The 24,243-nt window shown below is 59.9% G+C and carries 21 protein-coding genes; 5 read left to right on the forward strand and 16 right to left on the reverse strand.

The window, feature by feature from the left end:
* Positions 1-14 precede the first annotated feature (14 nt).
* The 12 genes from ACTAQJ_RS14750 to ACTAQJ_RS14805 form a co-directional block, all read right to left on the reverse strand.
* Positions 15-1,094 (reverse strand): ABC transporter ATP-binding protein, encoded by a 1,080-nt coding sequence (locus ACTAQJ_RS14750; protein WP_498697167.1) that lies wholly within the window; start codon positions 1,092-1,094, stop codon positions 15-17.
* On the reverse strand, positions 1,081-1,464 hold the full coding sequence (locus tag ACTAQJ_RS14755; RefSeq protein WP_498697169.1) for an oligopeptide/dipeptide ABC transporter ATP-binding protein: 384 nt from the start codon (positions 1,462-1,464) through the stop codon (positions 1,081-1,083). Before ACTAQJ_RS14755 ends, ACTAQJ_RS14750 begins: the two co-directional genes overlap by 14 nt.
* Positions 1,409-2,095 (reverse strand): ABC transporter ATP-binding protein, encoded by a 687-nt coding sequence (locus ACTAQJ_RS14760; RefSeq protein WP_498697171.1) that lies wholly within the window; start codon positions 2,093-2,095, stop codon positions 1,409-1,411. Before ACTAQJ_RS14760 ends, ACTAQJ_RS14755 begins: the two co-directional genes overlap by 56 nt.
* Before the next feature lie 4 nt (positions 2,096-2,099).
* Complete coding sequence (locus tag ACTAQJ_RS14765; protein ID WP_498697172.1) at positions 2,100-3,023, reverse strand: ABC transporter permease; 924 nt, start codon at positions 3,021-3,023, stop codon at positions 2,100-2,102.
* The gene (locus ACTAQJ_RS14770; protein WP_498697175.1) at positions 3,016-3,936 is read right to left on the reverse strand and encodes an ABC transporter permease; all 921 of its coding nucleotides are present in this window, start codon (positions 3,934-3,936) and stop codon (positions 3,016-3,018) included. Before ACTAQJ_RS14770 ends, ACTAQJ_RS14765 begins: the two co-directional genes overlap by 8 nt.
* An 89-nt stretch (positions 3,937-4,025) precedes the next feature.
* Entirely contained in the window at positions 4,026-5,657 is a 1,632-nt protein-coding gene (locus ACTAQJ_RS14775) for a peptide ABC transporter substrate-binding protein (protein ID WP_498697179.1), read from the reverse strand.
* A gap of 581 nt (positions 5,658-6,238) precedes the next feature.
* On the reverse strand, positions 6,239-7,087 hold the full coding sequence (locus tag ACTAQJ_RS14780) for an urea carboxylase-associated family protein (RefSeq protein ID WP_498697181.1): 849 nt from the start codon (positions 7,085-7,087) through the stop codon (positions 6,239-6,241).
* 102 nt (positions 7,088-7,189) lie between these two features.
* A complete protein-coding gene (locus ACTAQJ_RS14785; RefSeq protein ID WP_498697183.1) occupies positions 7,190-9,022 on the reverse strand; it encodes a dipeptide ABC transporter ATP-binding protein in 1,833 nt (610 codons plus the stop codon).
* Positions 9,019-9,924 carry an ABC transporter permease gene (locus ACTAQJ_RS14790; protein ID WP_498697185.1) on the reverse strand — a complete coding sequence of 302 codons (906 nt, stop codon included), beginning with the start codon at positions 9,922-9,924 and terminating at the stop codon, positions 9,019-9,021. Before ACTAQJ_RS14790 ends, ACTAQJ_RS14785 begins: the two co-directional genes overlap by 4 nt.
* Positions 9,921-10,892 (reverse strand): ABC transporter permease, encoded by a 972-nt coding sequence (locus ACTAQJ_RS14795; protein ID WP_498697186.1) that lies wholly within the window; start codon positions 10,890-10,892, stop codon positions 9,921-9,923. The genes ACTAQJ_RS14790 and ACTAQJ_RS14795 overlap by 4 nt, the downstream gene beginning before the upstream one ends.
* Before the next feature lie 15 nt (positions 10,893-10,907).
* Positions 10,908-12,557, reverse strand: coding sequence for an ABC transporter substrate-binding protein (locus ACTAQJ_RS14800; protein WP_498697189.1), 1,650 nt, complete (start codon positions 12,555-12,557; stop codon positions 10,908-10,910).
* Positions 12,558-12,589: 32 nt separating this feature from the next.
* On the reverse strand, positions 12,590-13,642 hold the full coding sequence (locus tag ACTAQJ_RS14805) for a dipeptidase (RefSeq protein WP_498697190.1): 1,053 nt from the start codon (positions 13,640-13,642) through the stop codon (positions 12,590-12,592).
* Between the two features lie 363 nt (positions 13,643-14,005).
* On the opposite strand from ACTAQJ_RS14805, the gene ACTAQJ_RS14810 reads away from it, so the two are divergent.
* Positions 14,006-14,707, forward strand: a complete 702-nt coding sequence (locus ACTAQJ_RS14810; RefSeq protein WP_498697192.1) for a GntR family transcriptional regulator — start codon at positions 14,006-14,008, stop codon at positions 14,705-14,707.
* A 60-nt stretch (positions 14,708-14,767) separates the two neighbouring features.
* On the opposite strand, the gene ACTAQJ_RS14815 is transcribed toward ACTAQJ_RS14810, so the two are convergent.
* From ACTAQJ_RS14815 to ACTAQJ_RS14825, 3 genes are all read right to left on the reverse strand, one after another.
* A complete protein-coding gene (locus ACTAQJ_RS14815) occupies positions 14,768-14,929 on the reverse strand; it encodes a hypothetical protein (RefSeq protein ID WP_498697194.1) in 162 nt (53 codons plus the stop codon).
* Positions 14,926-15,048: a hypothetical protein gene (locus ACTAQJ_RS14820; protein ID WP_498697196.1), complete on the reverse strand. Its 123-nt coding sequence runs from the start codon at positions 15,046-15,048 to the stop codon at positions 14,926-14,928. The genes ACTAQJ_RS14815 and ACTAQJ_RS14820 overlap by 4 nt, the downstream gene beginning before the upstream one ends.
* A 281-nt stretch (positions 15,049-15,329) precedes the next feature.
* Positions 15,330-18,917, reverse strand: a complete 3,588-nt coding sequence (locus tag ACTAQJ_RS14825) for a proline dehydrogenase family protein (protein WP_498697198.1) — start codon at positions 18,915-18,917, stop codon at positions 15,330-15,332.
* A 295-nt stretch (positions 18,918-19,212) separates the two neighbouring features.
* On the opposite strand from ACTAQJ_RS14825, the gene ACTAQJ_RS14830 reads away from it, so the two are divergent.
* Positions 19,213-19,443 (forward strand): hypothetical protein, encoded by a 231-nt coding sequence (locus tag ACTAQJ_RS14830; RefSeq protein ID WP_498697200.1) that lies wholly within the window; start codon positions 19,213-19,215, stop codon positions 19,441-19,443.
* A gap of 23 nt (positions 19,444-19,466) precedes the next feature.
* Here the strand turns inward: ACTAQJ_RS14830 and ACTAQJ_RS14835 are convergent, their stop codons facing one another.
* On the reverse strand, positions 19,467-20,378 hold the full coding sequence (locus tag ACTAQJ_RS14835; protein ID WP_498697202.1) for a LysR substrate-binding domain-containing protein: 912 nt from the start codon (positions 20,376-20,378) through the stop codon (positions 19,467-19,469).
* A 316-nt stretch (positions 20,379-20,694) separates the two neighbouring features.
* Here ACTAQJ_RS14835 and ACTAQJ_RS14840 point away from each other — a divergent pair, with 316 nt between their 5' ends.
* The 3 genes from ACTAQJ_RS14840 to ACTAQJ_RS14850 all read left to right on the forward strand — a co-directional run bounded on the left by ACTAQJ_RS14840 (position 20,695) and on the right by ACTAQJ_RS14850 (position 24,239).
* On the forward strand, positions 20,695-22,437 hold the full coding sequence (locus tag ACTAQJ_RS14840; RefSeq protein WP_498697204.1) for a thiamine pyrophosphate-dependent enzyme: 1,743 nt from the start codon (positions 20,695-20,697) through the stop codon (positions 22,435-22,437).
* Between the two features lie 42 nt (positions 22,438-22,479).
* Positions 22,480-22,722: a hypothetical protein gene (locus tag ACTAQJ_RS14845; protein ID WP_498697205.1), complete on the forward strand. Its 243-nt coding sequence runs from the start codon at positions 22,480-22,482 to the stop codon at positions 22,720-22,722.
* A gap of 269 nt (positions 22,723-22,991) precedes the next feature.
* Positions 22,992-24,239, forward strand: a complete 1,248-nt coding sequence (locus tag ACTAQJ_RS14850) for an NAD(P)/FAD-dependent oxidoreductase (protein WP_442005998.1) — start codon at positions 22,992-22,994, stop codon at positions 24,237-24,239.
* The last annotated feature ends 4 nt before the right edge of the window (positions 24,240-24,243 follow it).

Consider the following 24,243-nt stretch of genomic DNA (forward strand, 5'->3'; position numbering starts at 1 on the left):
TTCTTCGTGTCCTTTCAGACGTTCTCTTGTTGTGCCAGTTCGTGGATTGTCAGCGGTGTTAGTTCCCCTGCGAAATGGCATGCACTGGGGTGTGGGGAGCCAGGACGGGCTACGAGGGCGGGCACGTCTTGGACGCAGATGTCCTGTGCTTTCCAGCATCTCGTGCGGAAGGCACAGCCGGACGGCTTGGAGGTTGCGCCTGGTATTTCTCCGGCCAGAACGATTCGTTCGCGGGTTCCGTGCTGCGGGACGTCGGGTGCTGCGACGGCCGAGATCAGAGCTTGGGTGTAGGGGTGGCTTGCATGGCTGTAAATGTCGTTCTCCGAGCCATTTTCGACAATTTTTCCCAGATACATGACGGCGACTCGGTCCGAAACGTGACGGACGATGGATAGGTCGTGCGAGATGAAGATGTAGGAGAGGTTAAGTTCTCTTTGAAGGCTGGCAAGGAGATTGACCACTTGGGCTTGGACCGAGACGTCGAGGGCTGAGACGGGCTCGTCGCAGATAATCACTTCCGGCTTCAGTGCCAGTGCACGGGCAATGCCGATGCGCTGCCGTTGTCCGCCGGAGAATTGGTGTGGATACCGGTTCAGGTGATCCGGGTTCAGGCCTACAACGTCCAGTAGGTCCTTCACCGTGGCCTTGCGTTTGTTCCTGTCGACGACTTCGGTGTGAATCTCAAAGGGTTCAGCAACGATCTCCCCGACGGTCATACGTGGGTTGAGCGAGGCGTAGGGGTCCTGCATGACGATCTGGATTCTGCGCCGCATTCGGCGAAGGTCACCCCTACGGAGGTCGTAGAGGTTTTGACCGTCCAGCAGAACCTCACCGGAGGTGGGTCGGTCAAGGGCCATCAGCAGCCGGGCCAAGGTTGATTTGCCGCAACCTGACTCACCCACAAGACCGAGTGTTTCGCCTCTGCCAAGGGTGAGGCTGACCTCGTCGACTGCTTTGACCACGGTGGTTGTCCGTCTAAACATGCCCCGTGTGACGGGATAGTGTCTGACGATGTTGCGGACTTCCAAGATCGGCGCGGCTGCGGTGCTGGTCGATGGCATGAGCCTTGTGGCGTCGTTTTTATTTTGAGGCATCGAGAAGAACTTCCTCCCAGAAGTGGCAGGCCGAGGTCCGGCCGCCCGAGATGGACACCAAGGGTGGCTCTTCGACCCGGCAAATCTCCCGGGCGCGCGGGCAGCGGGGATTAAACGCGCAGCCGCTCGGCGCGTTTGCCGGGCTTGGGGGCGTCCCTGGTATTGATTTGAGCATGCTGCCCTTGTCTTGGGCTGTGGGGGTGGAGGCCAGTAGCCCCTCCGTGTACGGGTGCGCCGGCGCCTTGTAGAGGGCATCTGCCGGGGAAGACTCCACGACCCGGCCGGCGTACATCACCACGATTTGATCGGCTACCTCAGCGGCGACGTTGAGGTCGTGGGTGATGAGCATCGAGACCCATGTGGTGCTCACGTTGCAAATCGACCAGGAGCTTCATGATCTGCGCTTGGACAGTGACATCCAGGGCCGTCGTCGGTTCGTCCGCGATCAGCAGCGCAGGGTCCATGGCCAAGGCCATGGCGATCATGATCCTCTGCCTCATACCTCCCGAGAACTGGTGAGGGTAATCGTGGTATCGCTGGGCAGGATTGGGGATCCGCACTCGATCCATCAACTCCAGTACCCGCTGATACGCATCGTCACGGCTGAGCTCTGAGTGTTCCTGGATGACCTCCTGTATTTGCTTGCCCACCTTTTGGACGGGGTTGAGGGCGGAGAGCGCATCCTGGAAGATCATGGCGATCTTCTTTCCCCTGTACTTGCGTCTCTCGTTGGGTGGGAGAGTCAGCAGATCGACGCCTTCAAAGTACATCTGGCCCGCTGTAATTTTGGCGCCGCTGCTGCCAAGAAGACCCATGATCGCCAATGAAGTGACACTCTTCCCGGACCCGGATTCGCCAAGAACAACGACCGTTTCGTCGGCTTTGATGGTGAGTGAAAGATCCTTCACGATGTGAACGGCCCGCTTGCGGATGAAAAAGTCCACGCGAAGGTCTTTGACGGAGAGCAGTTCTGTTGTGCTCTTATCGGGGGCGATGGTCATGGGGTTACCTAAGTTTCGGATCGAATGCGTCCCGGACGACGTCGCCGAGCAGAACAAAGCTCAGGACTGTGATGCCGAGAAACAGCGAGGGAAATATCAGCAAGTGGGGGCTCACTGTGAAAAGTGACTGGGCTGCTGATAGCTGCAGCCCCCACGAGATGGCCGGGTACTGCAGTCCGACACCAAGGAAGGTCAGTGTCGCCTCAGCGACGATGAAGGCCCCAATATTCAGTGTGGATAACACGATGACCGGGGTTACTGCGTTGGGAAGAATATGGCGGGTGATGATCCTCCAGTTGCTGGCCCCCAGACCGCGCGCGGCAAGAACATAGTCAACGTCGACCACAGATTTGACCGTTGAGCGCATAAGCCTGGCCAGCGTGGGCCACCCAAGAAGTGCCAGAACGAAAGACACCGTCCAAATGCTGCGTTCGGAGAAGCTGGTGAGCAGGATGAGCGCACCAAGAAGGAACGGGAAGCCGAAGAAGACGTCGCTGATTCGGGAGATTACTGCGTCATACCATCCGCCGAAGAAGCCGGACAAAGATCCGAGAATGACCGCCAGGATGAAGCAGAAAAGAGTCACCAAGAGCCCCACGCTGATTGATGCGCTGGCGCCGTGGACGACATTGGCGTAGACATCGCAGCCTTGGGTGTCGAAGCCGAACGGGTGTCCGGGGGCAGGCCCATTGTTGCTCGTCGCCAAGTCGCATTGGCGCGGATCTCCGGAGCCGAACAAGCCGGCAAAGAGTGCAGGCCAGGCCGCCATGATCAGCATGATGACCACGATGGTTGCTGAGATCAGGAAAACCGGGTTGCGGCGCATGTCGTTCCAGGCGTCGCGGGCCAGGCTCGACTGTGCGTGGTCGTCCTTGGGCGTTACGTCCAGAAGGACCGTGGGATTGTCGCTTAGGACTTGTTCACTCATATCTGATCCTTGGGTCTAGTACGCCGTACAGCAGGTCCACCAGGAGGTTCGTCAACAGGAAGATGAGAACGAGCAGACTTGCCACGCCGACAACAACAGCGCCTTCCTGGGCGGCGGTTGCTCTGAACAGGAGCTGGCCGATGCCCGGCAGGTTGAACACACCCTCGATGACGATTGCCCCGCCCATCAGGTACCCCAGGTCGATGGCAAGGAACGTCACGGCGGGGACAAGTGAGTTGCGCAGCACGTGGCGGGTCAGGACGCGGAAGTTGGACAAGCCCTTGGCATGGGCTGTGCGCGTATAGTCTGCCTTCAGGTTCTCGAGCACACTGGATCGGACAAGACGGGCGACGGAGGCCATACCGGTGGTGGCAAGGATGAAACCAGGCAGGATGTAACTCATCCAACCATTGCCGATACCGGAGACGGGGAAGATTCCCGCCTTAACGCCCAGAAGAATCTGCCCCATGTACGCCAGTACGAAGACAGGCAGGGAGATGATCCCAATGCTGAAGAACAAGATGACGTAGTCAGTGATTTTGCCGCGGACCGCGGCAATGGTGCCCAAGGCTATGCCGATGACTGCTTCAAAGAGCAAAGCCGTCAAGGCCAGGTTGATGGTGACCGGCCACCGCGACCCCATCTGTTGGGCAACGGACCGGCCGTTGAAGTCCGTCCCTAGGTCCCCGCGCATAAGGTTTCCGACATAGGTGAAGTACTGCATGTAAAACGGATCATTGAGGTGGAATTGCTCCCGCAATGAGTTGATGGTGCTTTCGGACATGGGGCGATTGCCGCTTAGGGCACGAATTGGGTCTCCGGGTAACGCCCAGACCGCGGCGTAGATTATGAGTGTCACGCCGAAGAACACGAACACCATTTGGATGAGTCTGCGGACGGTATATCGTCCCATTGAGTCACCTCCTGCAAATAGATAGAGCTAGGTAGTAATCAGGGCAGTGTGGGTTGGCAGGATTTTGCCCCGCCAACCCACACCGGCTGCTACTTGAGGGCGATCTGATCGAGCATCGGCCCGGACAGCGTGATCGTGGGCTTCTGGATGCGGTCGCTGTATGCGTTGACCTGGGAGATGTTGTACATAGGGGCCACGGGGAAGTCCTTCATGATTTGGGCGTCTGCATCATGGAATCGTGCGGTTGCCTCTTCCTCGGTTTTGGCGCTTTTCGCCTGTTCGATGAAGTTGTCCACTGCCTCAGTCCCGTAGAACCCGGATCGCGGGTTGTAGGCACTGGTCTTCTGGAAGACTCCGGAGAGAACATCAAGCGGTGTAGGAAGTCCTGCCCAGCCACCGCTGAAAGGACCCTTTGCGCCGGCGGTAAGGGTAGTGAGGTATTCACTGGCCGTGGGCGATGCCACAAGTTTCACCTCTGAGATCCCGAGGTTCTGACGAATCCCGTTGGCAACGGCCTGGAAGTATGACTCAAGGCCCTTGCCGGCCTGATACTGGATTTCCATCGGACCTGACCATCCACCAGCGGATTCCAGCAGGGCTTTGGCCTTGGCTGGGTCGTACTTGCAGTACTCGCCGCAGCTGTCCGGAGAACCACCAAGCGTGCCTGGAGCCAACAAACCATTTGCGGGCGTGTAAAGGCCTCCAAAGATCTTGGAGGTAATGGCTTCACGGTCGATCGCCATGGAAATAGCCTGACGCACCCGCACATCCGAGTAGCGTGGATCCGCGATGGGGAATCCAAGCCACTGGGTGTAGACCTGGTCGGACGTCACGACACGGTCAGCGAAGTCGGTCTTCACCTGACCGAGCTTGCTGCTGGGCAGCGTCGTGTAGGTGCCGTTGAGGTCGACGTTGCCGGCCAGCAGATCCGTGTATGCAGTGTCGGCACTGGTGTAGATCTTGAACTCTATGTTGCTGACTTTGGGCTTGGTCCCCTTGTAGCCGTCATAGGCCTTGACCTTGACGCTGCTTGTGGTGCTTTCCCATGTGCCGTCCATTTGGAAGGGCCCGTCACCGATGGGGGCTTTGTCGTACGCCTTCAGGTCTGCGAGGGCTTCCTTCGGCAAAGGAGACCACGCCGTGACCGTCATTGCCATCTCTACTTTGAGCTGGCTGTCAGGGCTCTTCAACGTCACTTCGAAAGTGTGGGGGTCGATGACCTTAAGCCCGGAGAGTGTCTTACTGGTGGGTTCACCGGTCTTGGGGTTCAGGGCCTCGTAACCTTCCACACCAGCCAACTGATAGTTCTGGCCCCAGGCATTTGGTCCATAGGCGGCGGTGTTGATGCCGTCAACGTAGCTTTGCGCGGTGACTTCTTCTCCGTTGTGGAAGGTCCAGCCAGGCTTGATTTTGACGGTCCACACCTTGTTGTCCGTGGTGGTGATGCTTTCAGCCTGGACGAGCTCTACTTTGTTTTCCGCGTCAAATCCGACGAGTGGGGCGAACAAGGCGTTGTCCACATCGATGTTGTATCCGTTTCCCCAACCAGGGGTGATGTGGTCGAGCTCAAACATCGCAACGGAGATGCTTCCACCGGTAGCTGTTCCGTTGTTACCACCACTGCTAGTGGTGCTGCATGCCGTCATGGCAAACATGCCAACCGTCAGCACTACTGCCGCTCCGGTTCTTAGACCGGTGAGCTTCTTCCTTCGTTGATTCAATTGACGCCTCCTTCAGATGAAACTGTGAATTGTGGGAATGCTTAGCCACAGCTGCGGGACTCGTCCGCACCTTCCCCGTCGTGTTCGGCGATGTCGGGGAACTCAAGCCAGCACTTACTGCAGTAATTCGGGCGAATCCCCCCAGCGGAACCAGTTGCTAAAACCAGTGGCCAACCGATGAGGACCCACCATTTCCCGGCCGACTCGGCTCTAGGACCGGACCGCCCCAGGTGAACGGCTTCCCCTGCCAGGAACCGGCGGGGGCCATGAGAGTTCTTGCTCCCACCGGCCGATCAGGCCCGGGAGGGTATGCCCATAGCCGCTTTTTAGGCTTAGGCGCAGGACACAAAGAGTCTGCACCTTATGTGTAACACCTCACACCTTGGACTGTCTATGCCTGTTCCGTAAGTTACTTGTGGTTCGTTACGTGGTCGATGAGAGACGGAATTGCGAGCAGGCTACAGCCCGCTTCCGCGGACATCTGAGCCTTCTATACAGCGTTGTCAGGGCAGGTAAACCAGAAGAAATCTGTCTGGTCAGGCCTTGGTGGAAAAGGTCCGTGACGCGGTCGGCCTCTGGGGTTAGGACTCTTCCCATGATCGGGGGTGCAGTCCGTGCATTCCGGCATACTCAGGCAAGCCCGGGGATTTCCAGCCCGACAAGACGGAGTCGTCCACTTTGTACACTTCCACCCCGATCGGGCGGCACACCTCGATGGGATCATGTGCGCCGGGCCCCCAGAGGGGAACTGACAGGTCGCCACCGGGGCACGTGGAGAGTGCCACGAGCAGATCGACCTCGGCGAAGAACTCGAAGTAGTCCCCCACTTTGGCCGGGCAGGTCTTCATAAAATACTGGTCCTTGTCGTTCAGACCGGTGCACTGAAAAACGTTCAGAACGTCATGGACGTCGAATTCGGTAAGCCCGAAAGGAAGCACTGCGCGCGTCAGGTTTGAGTGACAGTGGTAGTCGAAGTCCTCGCCGGTCAGCATGCGGTTGACGTACGGATCGCATCGCGTCCCCAACGTGTCGTGCACACGTCCTCCCTCACTGTCGACGCCATAGTTTTCCAGGGTGTCGGCGGTGATGGTTGCCAGTGGGCGCAGGTAGGGCAGGTTGGACCAGAGACGGTCGAGCGTGGTGACGTGGGCAGCCTGCAGCTGCCGGGTCCTTGCGGCCCAGAAGCGTTCACGTGGGTTGTTGAGGTTCCAGATGTTCAGGTCAGCTACTTGCGGGCCGTCGACAGTCAATAGCCGGCAGACGTGTCCCGCAGGGACCTTCCAGGCCTGACCGGAGCGGATGGGAATGGTGAATGACTCCACTTTGGTCCGGCTGTCGGTTTCCGAACCAATCCGGCCGTAGAGGTTTTTGTCGACGCTGAGTGCAGGTCCTTTGTACGCCGCCTCTGTCAGAGCGGTTGCGTTGTTCATGTAACTCCTTTGTTTTCGAGGCGTTGATGTGCCTGGGCTGGAGGCCTGGTGAAGTGCCAGGCCTGGGTCTTTGTGATCTGTGAATGCCGCGACGGATGTCGACTAGCTGACCTGTACCCCCGCGGCCCGGAAAGTGCTTCCCAGCGATGGTGTGTTGGTTATCAGCTGGCGGGTGTAGGGCTGTTGCGGGGCGGAAAGGACCTGAGCTGTGTCGCCATATTCGACAATGTTTCCGTCGGCGAGGACGGCGACTTTTTGCGCGATGGAGCGCACCAGGGGAAGGTTGTGGGTCACGAAGACCATGGAGACGCCTAGTTCGTGCTGCAGCTGGCCCAGCAGTTCGACGATGGCCGCTTGTACGCTCACATCAAGGGCCGACGTCACTTCGTCACAGATCAGGACCGAGGGAGACGAAATAAGAGCGCGTGCGATCGCGACTCGTTGCCTTTCACCGCCGGAGAGTTGATCGGGATATCGGTTGGCGTAGCTCGAGGACAGCGACACTTGCTCGAGCATCTCTGCCACACGGTCCTGAGCTTCGCGGCCCTTCGCGATGTTAAAGACCCGTAGCGGCTGGCCCACGGAGTCGCCCACTGTCTTACGTGGATTTAGTGATCCGTAGGGGTTCTGGAAGATGTACTGGATCTGCCGGCGCGACTCTTTACTTCGGGCGCGGGCCGCCGTTTCCAGCTCCTGATCTCCCAGCAGGACGCTGCCTGTCCAGTTGTGGTGAAGACCGGCGATGGAGCGGGCGGTGGTGGTCTTGCCGGAGCCTGATTCACCGACGACGGCCAAACACTCGCGCTTGCCCAGCGTCAGGTTGATCGAGTGGAGTACTTCGGCCTTGCCGTATCGGGCTACCAGGTTGCGGAGGGTCAGTACCGCTTCGCTCCCATCCGTACCGAGAGTGTCGACACGGTCACCAGCACTCGTTGAAACCTGCTTGACCACCTCTTGTGCACGGATGCATCGGGCGCTGTGCCCTGTTCCGACACTCACCAAGGGAGGAACGTCTTCGTCGCAGGCCGGCACGTGCATGGAGCACCGCGGGGCGAAAGGACAACCCGGTGGACGCTGTCCTGGTGATGGTGCGTGTCCTGGGATGCCAACCAGAGCCCTGCCGCCACTCAATCGTGGGATGGCGGCCACCAGTCGGCGGGTATAAGGGTGCGCTGATGAGTTGAAAAGGTTCTCCGCCGGCCCAAGCTCCGCGATTCGACCGGCGTACATCACCGCGACCCGCCGGGCCAGGGCCGCGACCACCGCCAGATCGTGGCTTACATAAAGTGCCGCCACTCCATGAGCTGCAGCGAGTTCCCGAACTGTAGAGAGCACTGTTGCCTGTGTGGTGACGTCCAGGCCGGTGGTGGGTTCGTCGAGGACTATGAGCCGGGGCCGGTTTGCAAATGCCATGGCCAGGCCAATCCGCTGCTGCTGGCCGCCGGAGAGTTCGTGCGGGTACCGCTCCAGATACTTGGGGTCATCCGGCAGCGCGACTTCGCGCATCATTTCCGCTATGCGCTTGTCGTGGTCGCGCCGGCTGCCCTTTCCGTGAGCTTCCAGGACTTCCCTTAGCTGGACACCGATGCGCAGGGCAGGGTTAAGCGACGATGCGGGGTCCTGGGGGACGTAGGAGATCTCCGAACCCCGCATCCGTCGCAGCTGCCCCTCCTGGAGGTCCAAGATGTTTTGCCCGCCCAACAAAACAGAACCTCCGGTTATGCGAAGGCCGCTGCGTGTGTGACCAAGGAGTGCCAGCCCGACTGTGGTTTTGCCCGAGCCGGACTCACCAACAACTCCGAGTACTTCTCCGGCAGCGATGTCGAATGAGACGTCGCTGACGACTTCGATACCGGATGTTGTCGAGATACACAGGTTTTTTACCTGGACGGCGGCGCTGTTGGCTGCGGCCGATGTCGGCTGTTGAGTGTTCATGCGCTCTCACGCTTTCGATCGATGCCTGCTGCGGTGCGTGCGATTCCGTCGCCGATCAGGCCGGTACCCAGGGTAAGCAGGGCGATGGCGATGATGGGAAGGAGCGCACCCCAGGGCTGGAAGGACAGGGCGATCCTGTTCTGTTGGATCATCGTTCCCCAGTTCGGGGCGTTCGGGTCAGAGGTCAGCCCCAGGAACGCCAATGCAGCGATGGTGCCAATGGAGTACGTCAGCCGCAGGCTTGCCTCCACCATCATCGGGCCCAGGATGTTGGGCAGCAGCTCATCTGTCATGATCCGGGTCCGGGACTGCCCCATCGTCTCCATGGCGGCAACGAAATCGCGTTCAATCACAGGAAGTGCTGCGCCGCGGGCCACACGGGCAACGCGGGGGGCAGTCGTAAGCACGATGGAAGCTATGACAACCCATTTCTGTGGTCCTACGAGGCTGACAGCCAGAAGCACCAGCATGATCTGGGGGAATGCCATCACGACGTCCATGCCGCGCATAAGGACATCATCCAGTGCGTTGCGCGAATAAGCTGCGATGAGGCCGATGGCTATTCCGAGGACGAGGCCGAGAGCTGTCGAGACCGCTGCCGTGACCATGAGGTCGAGTCCACCGTGCAGAAAACGGCTTAGTACGTCCTGGCCAAGGTAGTCCGTTCCAAACACCGCTTCTGCCGTGGGAGGGGTATTGGGCAAGGTGACGAAATCGCTGGGGTCGTGCGGAGCGACGTAGGGGCCGATAATTGCAACGGCTACCAGCACCAGCACGAAAAGTGAGCCGATTCTGGTACGCCACAATCTCAAGGACCGGGCCAGAAGTGTGGAGGACTTTACCGGCGGCGTCGGCGTCTCTGCGCCTTCAAGGCGAGCAATGGCTTCTTCGGTGGTGCTCACAGACGTGTCCTTAAGCGCGGAGTAACAAGAATTGTGGCTACGTCAGCCATCAGATTCACGACCACGTAGACGGCCGCGATCAGCATGGCGAGTGCCTGGACGACCGGAACGTCGTGGTTCGCCACTGCATCCTGCAGGGCGCCTCCAATGCCTGGGTAATTGAAGGCGTATTCAACTACAACAATGCCGCCTGCCAGGTATGCCAGGCTCAGTGCGATCGATTGGAAGGCTGGCCCGATCGCATTGGGCAGCGCGTGGCGGACAAGGACGATCCGCTCAGAGAGTCCCTTGAGCCTGGCCATCTCCACGAAATCGCTTTCGAGTACCTCGATCATGGAGACCCTCATATTGCGTGCAATGTAGGGAACGACAGTCATGACGAGCGTGAGCGTCGGCAGGACGAGGATCGCTGGATTGTTCCACGGAAGCTGTCCTGGCGGCACGGGGCTGATAGCCGGGAGGACGTGGAAGACAGTGGTGGAAAAGAAGATGACCAACAGCACGGCAACCACGAAGTCAGGCAGGGAAGCGAAGACGAGCATCAGGTTTGAACTGATCGTGTCGACAAGCTTCTCACGACGCAGAGCCGCCCACGAGCCCACGGCAATGGACAGAGGGATGGCGACCAGCGCCGCGCAGAGCACCAGGACCGCGGAATTTATCAGCCTCCCGGAGAGCAGCTCGGCTACCGGCTTTTGGCTTGTCAGCGAATCTCCGAGTGATCCCTGCAGCAGGCCCCCTGCCCAGTTCAAGTACTGCTCGAACGGAGAGACATCGAGGTTGAGTTCCTGCCGCAGGGCTGCCAGCCGCTCCGGCGTCGCGTCCCGGCCAAGGAGCGCTTTGGCTGGGTCGCCCAGCGCCTGCGTCGCCACGAAAACAAGCACCGAGACAAGTGCAAGCACCAGAATGCCGAGCAGCACTCTCCGCAGGATGAAGGCGGGGATACCGCCGTGCCTAAACCAGGTCATGAATGATCTTCCTCCTTAGGCGAGCCAAATGGTTCGGAAACCATAGCCATAGTTGTTCAGGCCCAGGGTGGTTTTGGCCTGCGTCAATCCCTGCAAAGTGGGGGTATGGCCGTCAAACTTGCTCGGGAAGTACGGAATGATGTAGCCGCCGTTGTCATACTCGAGCTGCTGCATCTTGTGCTGAACCTCAGTGCGCTGGGCTTCGTCTGTTGTTTCGAGCGCCTGGTTGTAGAGTTTCTCGAATTCGGGTCCCTTATCGCTCTTTGCCCACTGGGTTTCCGGGTACAGGGAGTTGGACAGCCCGGACAGCTTGACCTGGTCCAGGTACGGGCGCCCGGCCCAGTACACCGATGAGAAGGGCACCTTGAGGTAGTACTCGTCAGAGTAGAACTTGTCGCTGGGGAGGGTCTTGACGTTGACGGTGACTCCGGCGTCTTTCGCCTGCCGGGCAAACACTGTTGCCATGGAGACCATGCCGTCGGTCAGGTCCGCCGTGTAAAGGTCAACCGTTAGGTTCTCTTTGCCGGCATCCTTGAGCAGAGACTTGGCCTTCTCGATGTCGCGCTGGCGCTGGGGCAGCTTAGCGAAATATGCGGCGTCGTAGCGGCCATAGACGTCGTTGCCGATCTGCCCCTTGCCGGAGGCGACCTGGTCGAGCATGGACTGGCGATCGACGATCAGCCGGAATGCCTCTCGGACCCTGTTGTCATCAAACGGTGCCATGGTCGTCGCCATGGACAGGCCGACCCACCAGCCCGTCTGCGATTCGAGAACCTGCTTGCCGCTGGCCTGAACTGCGGAAACCTGTGCCGCCGGCAAGTCCGTCGCTGCGTCGATCTGTCCGGCCAGGAGTGCGTTTACCTGCGCGGTTGCATCCGAGAAGTCGGTAATCGTGACGGTGTCGAAGTAGGGCTGGCCCTCCCGCCAGTAGTTCGGATTGCGTTCATGGACGCTTTCCTGGCCGGGGGTGAAGCTCTTGAGCTTGTAGGGGCCGGTTCCGATTTGCGTCGAAGGATCTCCGGAGAATGCCTTGTAGTCCACGGGGACGATGCCAAAGTAGTACGCGGCCAAGGTGTCGGGGACCGTGGAGTCTGCCGTTTTCAGCGGTAGACGAACGGTGTAGTCATCGGTCTTGGTGATGCCAGTGATGTCCCAGGTGGCGGTCGCTGTGTGGCCCCGCAGGGTTTTGTCTCCGCCGATCCGCTGCAGTGAGTAAATGACGTCGTCGGCGGTCATCGTCTTGCCGTTATGGAATTGGACGCCCTGACGCAGCTTGATCGTGTACTGGGTGGGAGTGTCTGCCACGACGCTTTCGGCAAGGCCGTCGTTGGACAGCCGGAAGTTTTCGTCCCGTGTCAGGAGTGTTTCGAAGGCAGTCATCAACCGGGGCGCATCAGGGAACACCACGAAATTTTGGCCGTCGAATATGTCCTTGGATCCGCCGCCGATCACGCCAACCCGGAAATTCCCTCCGCGCTTGGGTGTCCCACTGGCACCGCCAGTGGGACTAGTTGATGTCCCGCCGGGGCTGCATGCGGCCAGAGCCGCGGCAGCGCCCAGACCGCCGGCTCCAAGGAGAAGTTGGCGCCGGGTAAAACTTGCTGCCGCCCATAACCTCCTGGAGTCGCTTCCCTCGGGGGCAAGGATTCCATCTTCTTTTGTCATGCTGAACACCTCTGTCGTTGGGTTGGGCTTGTTCACGCTTTGGACCAGATCTTGTCGAAAATACGCATCCAGTTCTCACCGAGGACCCCTTTAATCTCCTCATCGGTGTAGCCACGTTCGACAAGGCGGTCCGTGAGTCGATGCAGAGTTGAGGGATCTTCGATGCCTGCCGGGAAGTTCCACGGGGGCGGTGGGTAGTTACCGGGGTGCCACAACCCATCAGAGATGAACTGCTCGTACTGGACGATTCCGCACTGGTAATAGTCAAGGCCCAAGCCCACATGTCCCGGGCCTGCGAGTGAGTCAATGTGGACCATGTGGTCGATCAGGTCGTCCAGAGTCGGTGCTTCTGCGTCCCGGACGAAGGCTGGAAAGCCGTTAAGCCCTATCACTCCGCCGTTTCCTGTGACGGCCCGGATCAGCTCATCTGAAAGATTCCGTTTGCTCGTGTGCACACTGCTGCAGTTGGAGTGCGAAACAATGCACGGTGAAGCGGAGGCCTCGATCGCGTCCAGGGATGTCTGCACCCCCGTGTGCGCAAGGTCCACTGCGATGCCCAGGCGGTTGAGCTCTTCGACTACTTTGTGGCCGAACTCGCTCAAGCCTGCGTTTCCGGGTTCCTCGCAGCCATCGCCCACGGCACTGCGTTGGTTGTATGTCAGCTGCACAATCCGGACACCGAGTCGTCCGTACAGCTCGACAAGGTTGTAGTCGTACTCAATGGGGTGAGTGCCTTGGAACTGCATGACGACCGCTAGTTTTCCGTCAGTTTTTGCCTGACGGATCTCCGAAGTCGTTGTGGCCAATACAAGACGGTCGCTGTTTTCCCTGAGCAGCTTATAGAAGCCGCCGATGCTCTTCATGGTCTCTCGGGCAGATTCGGTGGAGGCGACAGTTACCACGCAACAGGTGGCCCCGCCGGTGATCCACTGATCGAAATTTTCGCTCCAGTGATCCCCCGGGCAGGTGCCGTCCACGATAATCGACGTCCTGTGGAGAGTCTCCGCACGCTGCACAGCTGCCGGGGCGATCCCTCCCTGGGGTGCGCTCACTCCCTGAGAGGTGGCCAGTGACGTTTGGTTCATCGTTCCGGGTTCCTTCATTCGTGGCCTTGACTAAGGCAGGTGGCTGTTTCGGAGAGGTCCGTGTCCGCGGACCCGTGCTGCGCGCCGGGCACCATGCCCTATGACCGTGCGGTCGGCAGAGCGGGGACGTTCATTCGTCACCCAAAGAGCGGAGGCTCTGTTCAAACACACCATCTCGCCAGCGACCCTTTGGGTTTGTGAAGCAGGTCATAACCAGACTATAGCGATTGTTCAACGATCGCGTCAAGGTGTAGGGCGTAAGGTATCGCTGAGCAAACCTGATCTTAGTTTTGGCCTGCTTTTCGCGGTCTGATTCTCGATTTCGTGGTTGCCTGATTGTTGAACAGTCTCTAGTATTTCGATATGACCATAAGCGAGGCGCCTGACCGCTCACCCCTTTCAGCAGCGGAGTTTGTGCAATCTGACCTGCGTCGGGAAATTACCGAAGGACGCCTTGTCCCGGGTGAACGGCTGGTGGATTCATCGCTCGCAGATCGTTATGGGGTCTCCCGAAATACTGTCCGGGATGCTCTGCGGTTGCTGACCGCCGACGGGCTGGTGGCAAGCATCCGCAATGCGGGCAGTTCGGTCCGGAGCCTGGAGGTCGAGGACGTGCGGGATATCTACACCGCCCGCCGCCTGGTGGAGGGCGCCGCCGTCATCCAGAGTGCCCGGGCAACCGAAGAACAATTGGCGCATCTGGACGCCGTCGCAAACGCGACTGAGCGTTTCATCATCGAGCGAAACTGGAACGATGCCGGTACATCGAGCTTGGCCTTCCATCAAGCCCTCGTTCAGCTCGCCAACTCAACCCGTGTGAATGCATTCTTCGAGAACCTGGTTGCCCAGCTTCGTCTCGCGTTTGCCTTCATGCCCGATGAGCGCCGCTTCCAGCGTCAGTGGTCTGCACGAGACCGGGAGATCGCCGACAGAATCCTCTCCGGTCAGCGGGATGAAGCCGACGCACTTCTCATGAGGTACCTGAACGAATCCGAGGCAATGGTCCTCGACGGTATCCGCCAGGCCGCCCGGGCAAGTCAGCAGCCGTTGGCCCTGTCCCCGTAACCGCCCCCGGCCATGCACGTTCGGTATCTGCGCCAAAGTCTGCGGCACAAGGTCCGCGCCCTATTGATCAACTCCGGTCATGAGTGCCGCCGTGAAGGCTCCAGCGCCGAAGGTCAGTAATCCCAATCCCACTGCCAGAACTAAAGTCGACTGCGCCGTGATGATGCAAACGATGCCAGCTGCAATGGCCACCAAGGTTGCCACAGAATAGGCGCGCATCATGGATTCTCCTGGTTCTTAGCGTCCCTGCGTACGGTCGCCGCTACCTGATCGTCATTCACGGATTCCTGGGCTGGTCCCGCATAGACCCACAGAACGGTCTCGCCCTCATGCGCCGGCATCAGCTCACCTTCGCTGACCGTCCTCTGCCTTGAGGGACACTCAGCCGGGGACCAGGCACCGCTCTGGGGGCAGTGGCTGCCTGTTGATGCGCTGAGGCTCAAGAAGCCGGTCTTTAAGCTACGTGCCAGGGGCCTGATTCTGGGTGTCATCCGCTTCTCCTCGAAGGGGCTAATCATGGGTAGTTGAAAATGGGCAGTTCGGGGATCTTCCCGAACGGGGCGCTGGTGCCGCCAAGGTCGGCCCGCCCAGGAGTTTCCGCACGGGCCAACCACTGCTGCGATCAGATCAGCGTGTCGGAAAGGTGGTTGGGCGTGCCGAACCTGTGCGCGGTAATGGAGACAGCCTGTTCCTGAAGGAATGTCAGCAACTCGACACGTCCGGCAGCGACAACGTCGTTGGCGTAGAGGGCTACATCGGGCTTGCCGTCCAGCGCTGCGCCCGCGGCCTGTGATGACGCTCCGATCAGACGGATTCGGGCGCCGGCGTCCGGTCCGTTCTTGGCAGCGTAGGTCTTGAGGCGCCCTGCCCAGGCGTGCTCGTCTTCGGTGACGACGACGACTCCTGCATCATGGAGGACTTTCGTCACCATCATGGGTAGCGAATTGTTGCTGCTGATGGTGATGGATTCACGTGGTGCGGTGCCGTTCCAAGCCGTGACTCCGGCCGAGGCGACGCGCAGCACCTCTGCCAATCCGTGTCCCGACGTAGGTCCCTCGAAACGGACAGTGACGGGGACTGGCTTGTAGCGGAAGACGTTCCGTTCGGCCTGCAGTCCGGAAACGTCCCTTGCGATACCGAAGTCCGTGCTCCGGACTTCCGCGTCCGAGTGCAAGGCTGACTGCAGCCACGAAACATCCGAGCCGGCAAGGGCCCCTGCCGCGGTAAGGGTCTTCGCTGCGCCAAGGATCTGTGTGGCGTGTGGGGGCAAGTGTCCGGAACCCGGGCCCTGGATTGGTGCGTCCTTCCACGATCCGAGTCCGACCAGGTAGTTCGGTCCCCCGGCCTTGGTGCCGGCGCCGACAGCCGACTTCTTCCATCCACCAAAGGGCTGGCGCCGAACGATGGCACCAGTGATGCCGCGGTTGATGTAGAGGTTGCCGGCCTGGATGTTCTCCAGCCAGTACTTCAGCTCAGCCGGGTCCAGAGAGTGCAGCCCGGAGGTGAGGCCATAGTCGATGTCGTTGACGATGCCGACCGCTTCTTCCAGGGTTTCAGCGGTCATGACCCCCAGGATGGGTCCGAAGTACTCAGTCTTGTGATATTCGCTTCCCCGCTTCACACCTGCCCGGACGCCAGGGCTCCAGAGCTTGCCGCTGTCATCGAGTCTGCGGGGTTCAAGAACCCAGTTTTCCCCGGGGCCCAGGTTTGTGAGGCCATGGAGCAACTTGCCGTTGGCTGGTTCGATGATGGGGCCCATTTGAGTTTGCGGATCCACCGGGTAGCCGACCTTGAGTGAGCGGGCGGCATCGATGAGCTGCTGGTTGAAACGGCGGGAGGCGGCCACGGATCCGACGAGAATGACCAGGGAAGCGGCCGAGCACTTCTGGCCGGCATGGCCGAAAGCGGACTGAACGACGTCCCTGGCCGCAAGGTCCAGATCCGCGCTCGGGGTAACGATGATGGCGTTCTTGCCGCTGGTCTCCGCCAATAACGGCAGATCCTTGCGGAAGGATCGGAACAGTTCAGCAGTCTCGTAACCGCCGGTGAGGATGAGCCGGTCAACGGACGGATGGGAGACGAGTTGTGCGCCCAGGTCCCGTTTTGCGAGCTGAACGTATTGCAGGACGTCCCGGTCGATCCCTGCTTCGTCGAAGGCCTCCCAGAGGGCTTCGACCATGACCGCGCCGCAGCGGCGTGCCTGCCGGGCGGGCTTGATGATGACAGCGGAACCGGCCGCCAGCGCCGCCAGTGCGGAACCGGCCGGGATAGCCACCGGGAAGTTCCAGGGCGGGGTGACAACCGTCAGTTTTGACGGGACGAATTGCGCACCATCAACGGTGTCCAGCTCTTTGGCCAGTTCGGCGTAATAGTGGGCGAAGTCGATGGCTTCCGAAACTTCCGGATCACCTTGTTCAAGGGTCTTGCCGCATTCAGAGGCCATGACCTCGAGCAGCTGCGCGCGGCGGGCTTCCAGGCGTACGCCGGCACGATGGAGTACAGCCGCTCGCTCGGCGCCAGTGAGTGCGCCCCATTTTGTCCCGTGGGACGTTGCGGTGCGGATGACGCTTTCGAGAGCGTCCTTGGAATGCAGTTCAAAGGTATCGGCCGTCGCCCGGCCAAGGTTTGAAGCAGGCACGCGTTCGAGAATTGCTCGGCCCCAGGTCCTGTTGGCCGGCAGGTCGGGGTCCGTATCAGGAGTGTTCTCGAAGCTTGCCGTTGGCCCGCCGTGTCCGGAGCCTCCCATTTCCAAAGATGCCCGCCCGGTCTCTTCCGCGAGTTTTTCTTGAGCGTTGAAACGGGTACGGTCCTGGACGCGGTTGGGTCCCGGGACGGTGTTTCTGAGCCGGGCCAAAGAATCCAAGGAGGCCAGGAATCGCTGCTTTTCGCGCTCGAACAAGCCTTCATTCTTGTCCAGTTCGAAGACGGCGGACATGAAGTTTTCCTGGCTTGCGCCCTCTTCAAGGCGGCGGATGAGGTAGGCGATAGCCACGTCGAATTCGCTGGGATGCACGACAGGGGTATAGAGCAGCAAGGATTTTACGTCCCGCTTGACGGCTTCTGCTTGTCCGGTCGCCATGCCCAGGAGCATTTCGAACTCGAGACCTGAGGTAACGTCCCGGGATTTGGCCAGCAGGTGCGCCAGTGCCACGTCAAAGAGGTTGTGCCCGGCAACGCCGATCTTGACGTTTGCGATTCGCTCCTTGGTCAGCGAGTAGTCCAGGACCGCTTTGTAAGAAGTGTCCGAACCCTGTTTGGTTCCCCATGTGGCCAGAGGCCAGCCATGGAGGTCGGCGTCAACCTGTTCCATGGGAAGGTTCGCACCCTTGACCACCCGGACCTTAACGGGAGCTCCACCGCTCGCTGAGCGCTTGGCAGCCCACTCCTGCAGGTCGATCATCGCCGCGAGAGCGTCCGGAAGATAGGCCTGGAGGACGATGCCGGCTTCAAGTTCGCGGAATTCCGGACGCTCCAGCAGCTTGGTGAACACAGCGATAGTCAGACCAAGGTCTTTGTACTCCTCCATATCGAGGTTGATGAACTTTCGCGGTTTAGTGGTCGCAGCCAGTCGATAAAGCGGGGCCAGCTTTTCCACGATGTGCTCCACTGCTTCGTCGAAAGCCCAGTGGTTGTGGGGGGCGACGGTAGAGGAGACTTTGATGGATACGTAGTCCACATCCTCGCGCGCAAGCAGCTTCCGTGTTCCCTCCAGCCTGCGGGACGCCTCGCCTTCGCCGAGGATGGCTTCACCCAGAAGGTTGACGTTCAGGCGGATCCCATCCTTCCTGACCTTGGCGATCGAACGGCCGAGCTTTTCATCCGTTGCATCCACAATCAGATGCCCCACCATCTCCCGGAGCACCTTACGTGCGACCGGAATAACGACGCCGGGCATCAGCGGCGCAAGGGAGCCGCCAACGGCCACAGCTGATTTCATGTACCACGGCAGAAACGATGGAACCTTCGGAGCAATGGCCTTCAGGTTCCGGGCCGCCACGCTCAAGTCCTCCGGGCGTACCACCCCGTCGACAAAGCCAACAGTGAATTCAAGGCCGTTAGGGTCTTTCAAAACACCAGCCAGTTGAGCCGCGGAGGCATCCACCGGAATCTTGGCCCCTTCGGCCAACCAATGACGGACCAAGGCAACAGCTTCATCTGCGAGGTCTTCCGGCTGGACAAGCTGGACCCGGGTTGTTGAGTTTTCAGTCATTTGTACTCCTAGTTGGAAACACGCAACGGTTCAGTCGGAGCTGGTGTTGCGAAGGGAGAGGAGCCGGGCTGTGTGGGCGGGATTCCCTGGCCGGTCTGAACATCAGTATGGAACCCCTCCCCCTTAAGAAAAAGCGATGATTAGTGGAGGGTACCGATCGAGAAAAGCGACGTATTGAAGTGAGGCCCTACATTTCGAGGCATTCATTGGAAACTGGGTATCCCTTACACGAAATAAGGAAAAAGCTTGCCTTATCTACTAGTAAGGTATTACGCCTTATGACTACTATGGGTCTATGAAACGCAGAGATGTGGACTGGCAGGCTTCGCCGATCGCCGTCAGGCAGTTACAGACCGGGCGGCCATGCCCTCGGTCGGGATGGTGGTCCCCTGATGGCCAGAACGCCCTCCCGGTCCTTGTTCTGGAAGGCAAGTCAATGCCCACCATTGAAGGCAAGGTGGTGGCCTGGCGTCCCTTCGCGGAGCCGCTGCCGGTCTTCTTCGATAGCGATCCCGACTTCCGCTGACGTGGCGCCGCCAGGTTGCCCGTTCACATCGGCAATAGCAGCCGTACGGTTTCAGCAAGTGCTGCGCGGACTGCCCTCAATACCGGATGCCCGGCGCTGGCACGTCTCATTGAAGTAAAAAGGAGCCGTTGCGGGTCCCCTTCAAGACCCAGCAGCCTGGCTCCGATCGACCTCTCCACCCAAACGAGATCAGGCAACAGCGCCACGGCATTACCCGTCTCCACCAGCCGCACGTGGGCCTGCAAGTCCGGGGTTTCATAGCGGACGTCGGGTTCAAATCCCGCAGCGCGGCAGAGTTGCTCAGCCCAGTGACGGGACGCAGCTCCATGGGGTTCCATGACCCAAGGAACATTGGCCGCTTCCGCAAGGCTGGTCACGTCGGCGAAGCCAGCTGTTGCCGTCACGGAGGGAACGGCCAAATGGATTGTGTCAAGCGTCAGATGCTGTCTGTCCACGCCTGGATAATGGGGCGCCGCGTGCCCCGGGTACTGCTCAGCCACGACGAGGTCGAAGTCACGGGCCCACACTTCATGCAGTGCCGTCTCGGGTTCATGCTGAACCATTTCAACCCGCAGCTCGGGATACGACTCCCTCAAAGTCCGCAGCGTCATGGGCATTAGCGCCAAGGTGGCCGTCTGGAAGACCGCAAGGCGCACCGTGCCGCGCACTTGTCGCTGGCTGGCCGCCAGGGCAGTTTCGGCCTTCTCAAGGGCATCGAGAAGAGCGTCAGTATGCTCAATAAGAACCATGGCCTGGGGGGTCAGGGCGACCCGGCGACCCGCCTTACGGAAGAGCTCGACCCCCGCCTCTTTCTCCAGCAAGGCGAGCTGCTGGGAAACCGTTGAGGGGCTGTATGCCAGGGCCGCAGCTACTTCGGCGAGTGTTCCACGGATACCCAGTTCGCGCAGCAGCCGCAGGCGGCGAATCTCCAGCATGACTTCTTCTCCATCCCGCCGCACAACATTGGACTTGGTTTCCTCTGAGCCGTGTTGATTCGGCTACCTACGGGCGGGCACCTCCTGCCGATGACCCCCGGGACAACATTGACAAGGGCTGCCAGGCTGTTTATACATAGTAAGGTATTACATATCAATACTTAAGGCCTTGGCGCCCGGCGACACCGTGGTCGCCAGGCGATGCCCGAGGCAGAACACGTTGGGACCTGCGCGTCTTCCCACGGTCAGGGTGGTTCAGCACGTATTCCACCGGGGGCACCCCGCAGGACGACCCAGAAATATCGATAGGACATTCATGAGTCTCTCGGCGGCGTCGGATCCGACGACCCTTGCTGCGCCAACACCTTCGCTTTTAACGGCAGCCAGCACTTCCGAACAAACAGGGCTGGAGGTCATCGAAAGCTCTCCATCCACTTCTTCCGGACATTTGATAGTGGAGTCGCTGGCGGCTCACGGAGTCCGGAGAGCCTTTGTCGTTCCCGGTGAGAGCTTCCTTGACGTTCTGGATGGCCTCCATGAATCGTCAATAGCTACTGTCGTGTGCCGCCATGAAGGCGGAGCCGCCTATATGGCAGAAGCCGACGGAAAATTGAATCAGGTGCCCGGAGTGGCAATGGTGACCCGAGGTCCAGGGGCCGCAAATGCCCATGTAGGGCTCCATACCGCTTGGCAGGATTCAACTCCCATGGTCCTTTTTGTTGGACTGATTCCGTTTGCGCACCGGGACAGGGAAGCCTTCCAGGAATTTGACGTCAAGGCCTGGTTCAGCTCGGGGGCCAAGAGGGTCATGATCCTGGACCATCCGGAAAGGGCCTCGGAAATTGTCGCCGAAGCGATGTTCGCCGCGATGAACGGCCGGCCCGGCCCGGTCGTTGTGGGTCTACCCGAAGATGTGCTGCAACAATCCGTGCCAGCAGCAATCCATCCTCCCATCCCTGTCGCCACCGGCGGCATGACCACCGTGGACGTCGAAACGCTCCGCACAGCCCTGGCTGCCTCTTCCTCACCTTTGTTCGTCACCGGCGGCAACGACTGGACCCAACAAGGCGCCTACGAACTCACCCGCTGGCTCGAACGGCACCACATCCCCGCCGCAGCGGAATGGAGGACCCAGGGCACCATACCGTTCGACTCACCGTCGTATGTGGGGCCGATCGGCTATGGTCGACCCAAACCGACCTACGACCTGCTCGAAGAGACAGATCTTCTCATTTTCGTTGGAACCGTCCCGGGCGATGTCATCACGGACGGCTTCCTCTGCAGGCAGGACTGGACCAAGAAGAACTTCCTGGTCACCATCGACCCTTCCCTGCGCGGACGCTCCGGCCCTGTTTCATACCAAATCGTGGCTAAACCAGATGTCTTCGTCCGGGACCTCGTGGCCATTGAATTGCCCGTAAGAGATGAATGGAAAGCCTGGTGCGGGCGGATGCGACGCGAACAGGAAGACTTCGCAGCACTTCCCCCCGCAGCTCCAGCCGACGGCCCCGCGCGCATGGACACCTTGATGGCAAACCTGGTACCAGCCCTTCCCCGCGACGCCATGGTCACTTTCGGCGCCGGCGAACACACCAACTGGGCCCACCGGTACTTTCCGACCCGCCTGTACTCATCCATGATCAGCGCACGAAACGGATCCATGGGCTATTCCATCCCGTCCGCGGTCGCAGCATCCCTGGCCCAACCCGGACGACGAGTCGTAACCATAGCCGGCGACGGAGAGTTCCTGATGAACGGCCAGGAACTGGCAACTGCGGCCCAGTACGGCGCAACCCCATTGGTCATCGTCATGGACAACCAGGAATACGGAACCATCCGGACCCATCAGGAACGCCACTACCCCTCGCGGGTCTCCGGCACTCAACTGAAAAACCCCGACTTTGCACTCATGGCTACGGCCTTTGGCGGGTTTGGAACCCGGGTAGAGAACGACAAGGACGTACCAGCGGCTCTGGATGCCGCACTCTCGGCCATCGACAACCAAGGCATTTTCGCGCTGATCCACATGGTCGTTGAACAACGAGTTAAGGCCTACTAAGGCCCGAACATCCCACTCCTATCCGTAACCGAAAGGGGCACTGTGGAAGGCATTTTGGACCATATACCGCAAGATTGGACGGATCTGGATATCGGCGACCCTGTCACCGTCACCGAACCCGGGCAGGACTTTTACCAGGCGACGGTCGACGCCAAGACGCTTGATTCCACAATCCTGTGGGTCAACACATCCCCCGGCAGGCGCGCTTTCGATTTCCGGGAGGGTGTCCTCATTGCCCACGATCAGTCAGAGGGATCATCCCGCTTTCAAACCGCGACCGAATGAGCACCGTCATGGGAATTCCCGCAAAAGCGCCTTCCTCAGGACTCAACAAATATCCACCCCTGGAAGATACCTCGCTTGATTCGTTGGGGTATTACACCTTGAGGATGATATTGGCTAGATTCAGCATGCGTCGCTGAGCCGGGCGGCCTGCGAGGAGCGCCACATTCGGCAACAACTTGTACTGAACCGCCCCACCCCCCAGCTCGACATTGAACCGCTGTGTTTGGCCGTTGCGCCAGCGTCAGCACAAATCACAACCCGGAAGAACCATGAAAACAATAGTGATTGGGGCGGGCGCAATTGGCCTGTCTTCGGCCTACTACCTGCGCAAAGCGGGACATGAAGTAACGGTCATTGATGCGGGCCAGCCAGGCGCCAAGGCTTCGGGACATAACGCAGGCTGGGTGGTACCCAGTATGTCCACTCCCGTTCCCGCTCCTGGAATGATGCCGCAGGCTTTGCGTTGGATGCTCCGCAAAGACAGTCCCCTATATGTCTCCCCCAGCATCAGCCCCAAGTATCTTGGCTTCATGTTGCAGATGCTGCGCAACTGCACGACCGCGCGCTTTGAAGCGGGTCTGGAGGTCCTGTCGCATCTGAGTCGTGAGACGCTGCAGTTGTTCGATGACATGGCCGCTGACGGGGTATCGTTCGAAGCCCACAACGACCCCCTCACGATGCTGTACACCAGCGCATCCAACCTGGATAAGCACGCGGCCGAACTCGAGACGATGGAAGGGCACATCGAGGACTTCAAATGGCGGCTTCTTGAAGGTTCCGACCTGGCCAGGGAAGTACCTGGCACTGTTCCGCAACTGGCGGGGGGATTACAGACCTACGGCGATCGATCCCTTGACCCAGCTTCCTTAACCCAGGGGCTGACGGCTGCCTGCCGACGGGACGGGGTGGAGTTTCGCCTTGGCCGGCGCGCACGTCTTCGCAGCGCAACACATGGGTCAGTGACAGTCGAAGTTGGTCAGGAAGCCCTTAGCGCGGACAAGGTTGTTGTTGCGGCGGGGGCATGGACCAACGAAATCCTTGCCGGCATTGGAAGCTCCATCGCCTTGGCCTCCGGGAAGGGATACGGTTATGACCTTCCGCTCCAGCCTGATGGCCCACAGCATCCGATGTATCTTGCTGAGGCAAAGGTGGCCATTACACCGCTGAATTCCAAGGTGCGCATCGCTGGAACCATGGGATTCGGCAAAGGCACGAACGAACGCATCAGCAGGGTGCGAGCTGAGGGGCTGCTGAAAAGCCTCCCGGCATACTTCACCCAATGGCCATCTCTCCCGACACCGGCGGAGCCTTGGACGGGTCTCCGCCCCATGACCCCCGACGGGCTGCCGATCATCGGCCCTTTACCAAAGCACCACGATGTCCTCATAGCTACGGGACACGCAATGTTGGGAGTTAGCCTGGCGCCCCCGACGGGCCGGCTCATAGCGGAGCTGGCTGTCGGTGAAGCATCTTCCCGGCACCTTTCCAGCCTCGCCGCCGACCGTTTCAAGCTCTAGCCCA

The organism is Arthrobacter sp. alpha11c, from assembly GCF_054149985.1.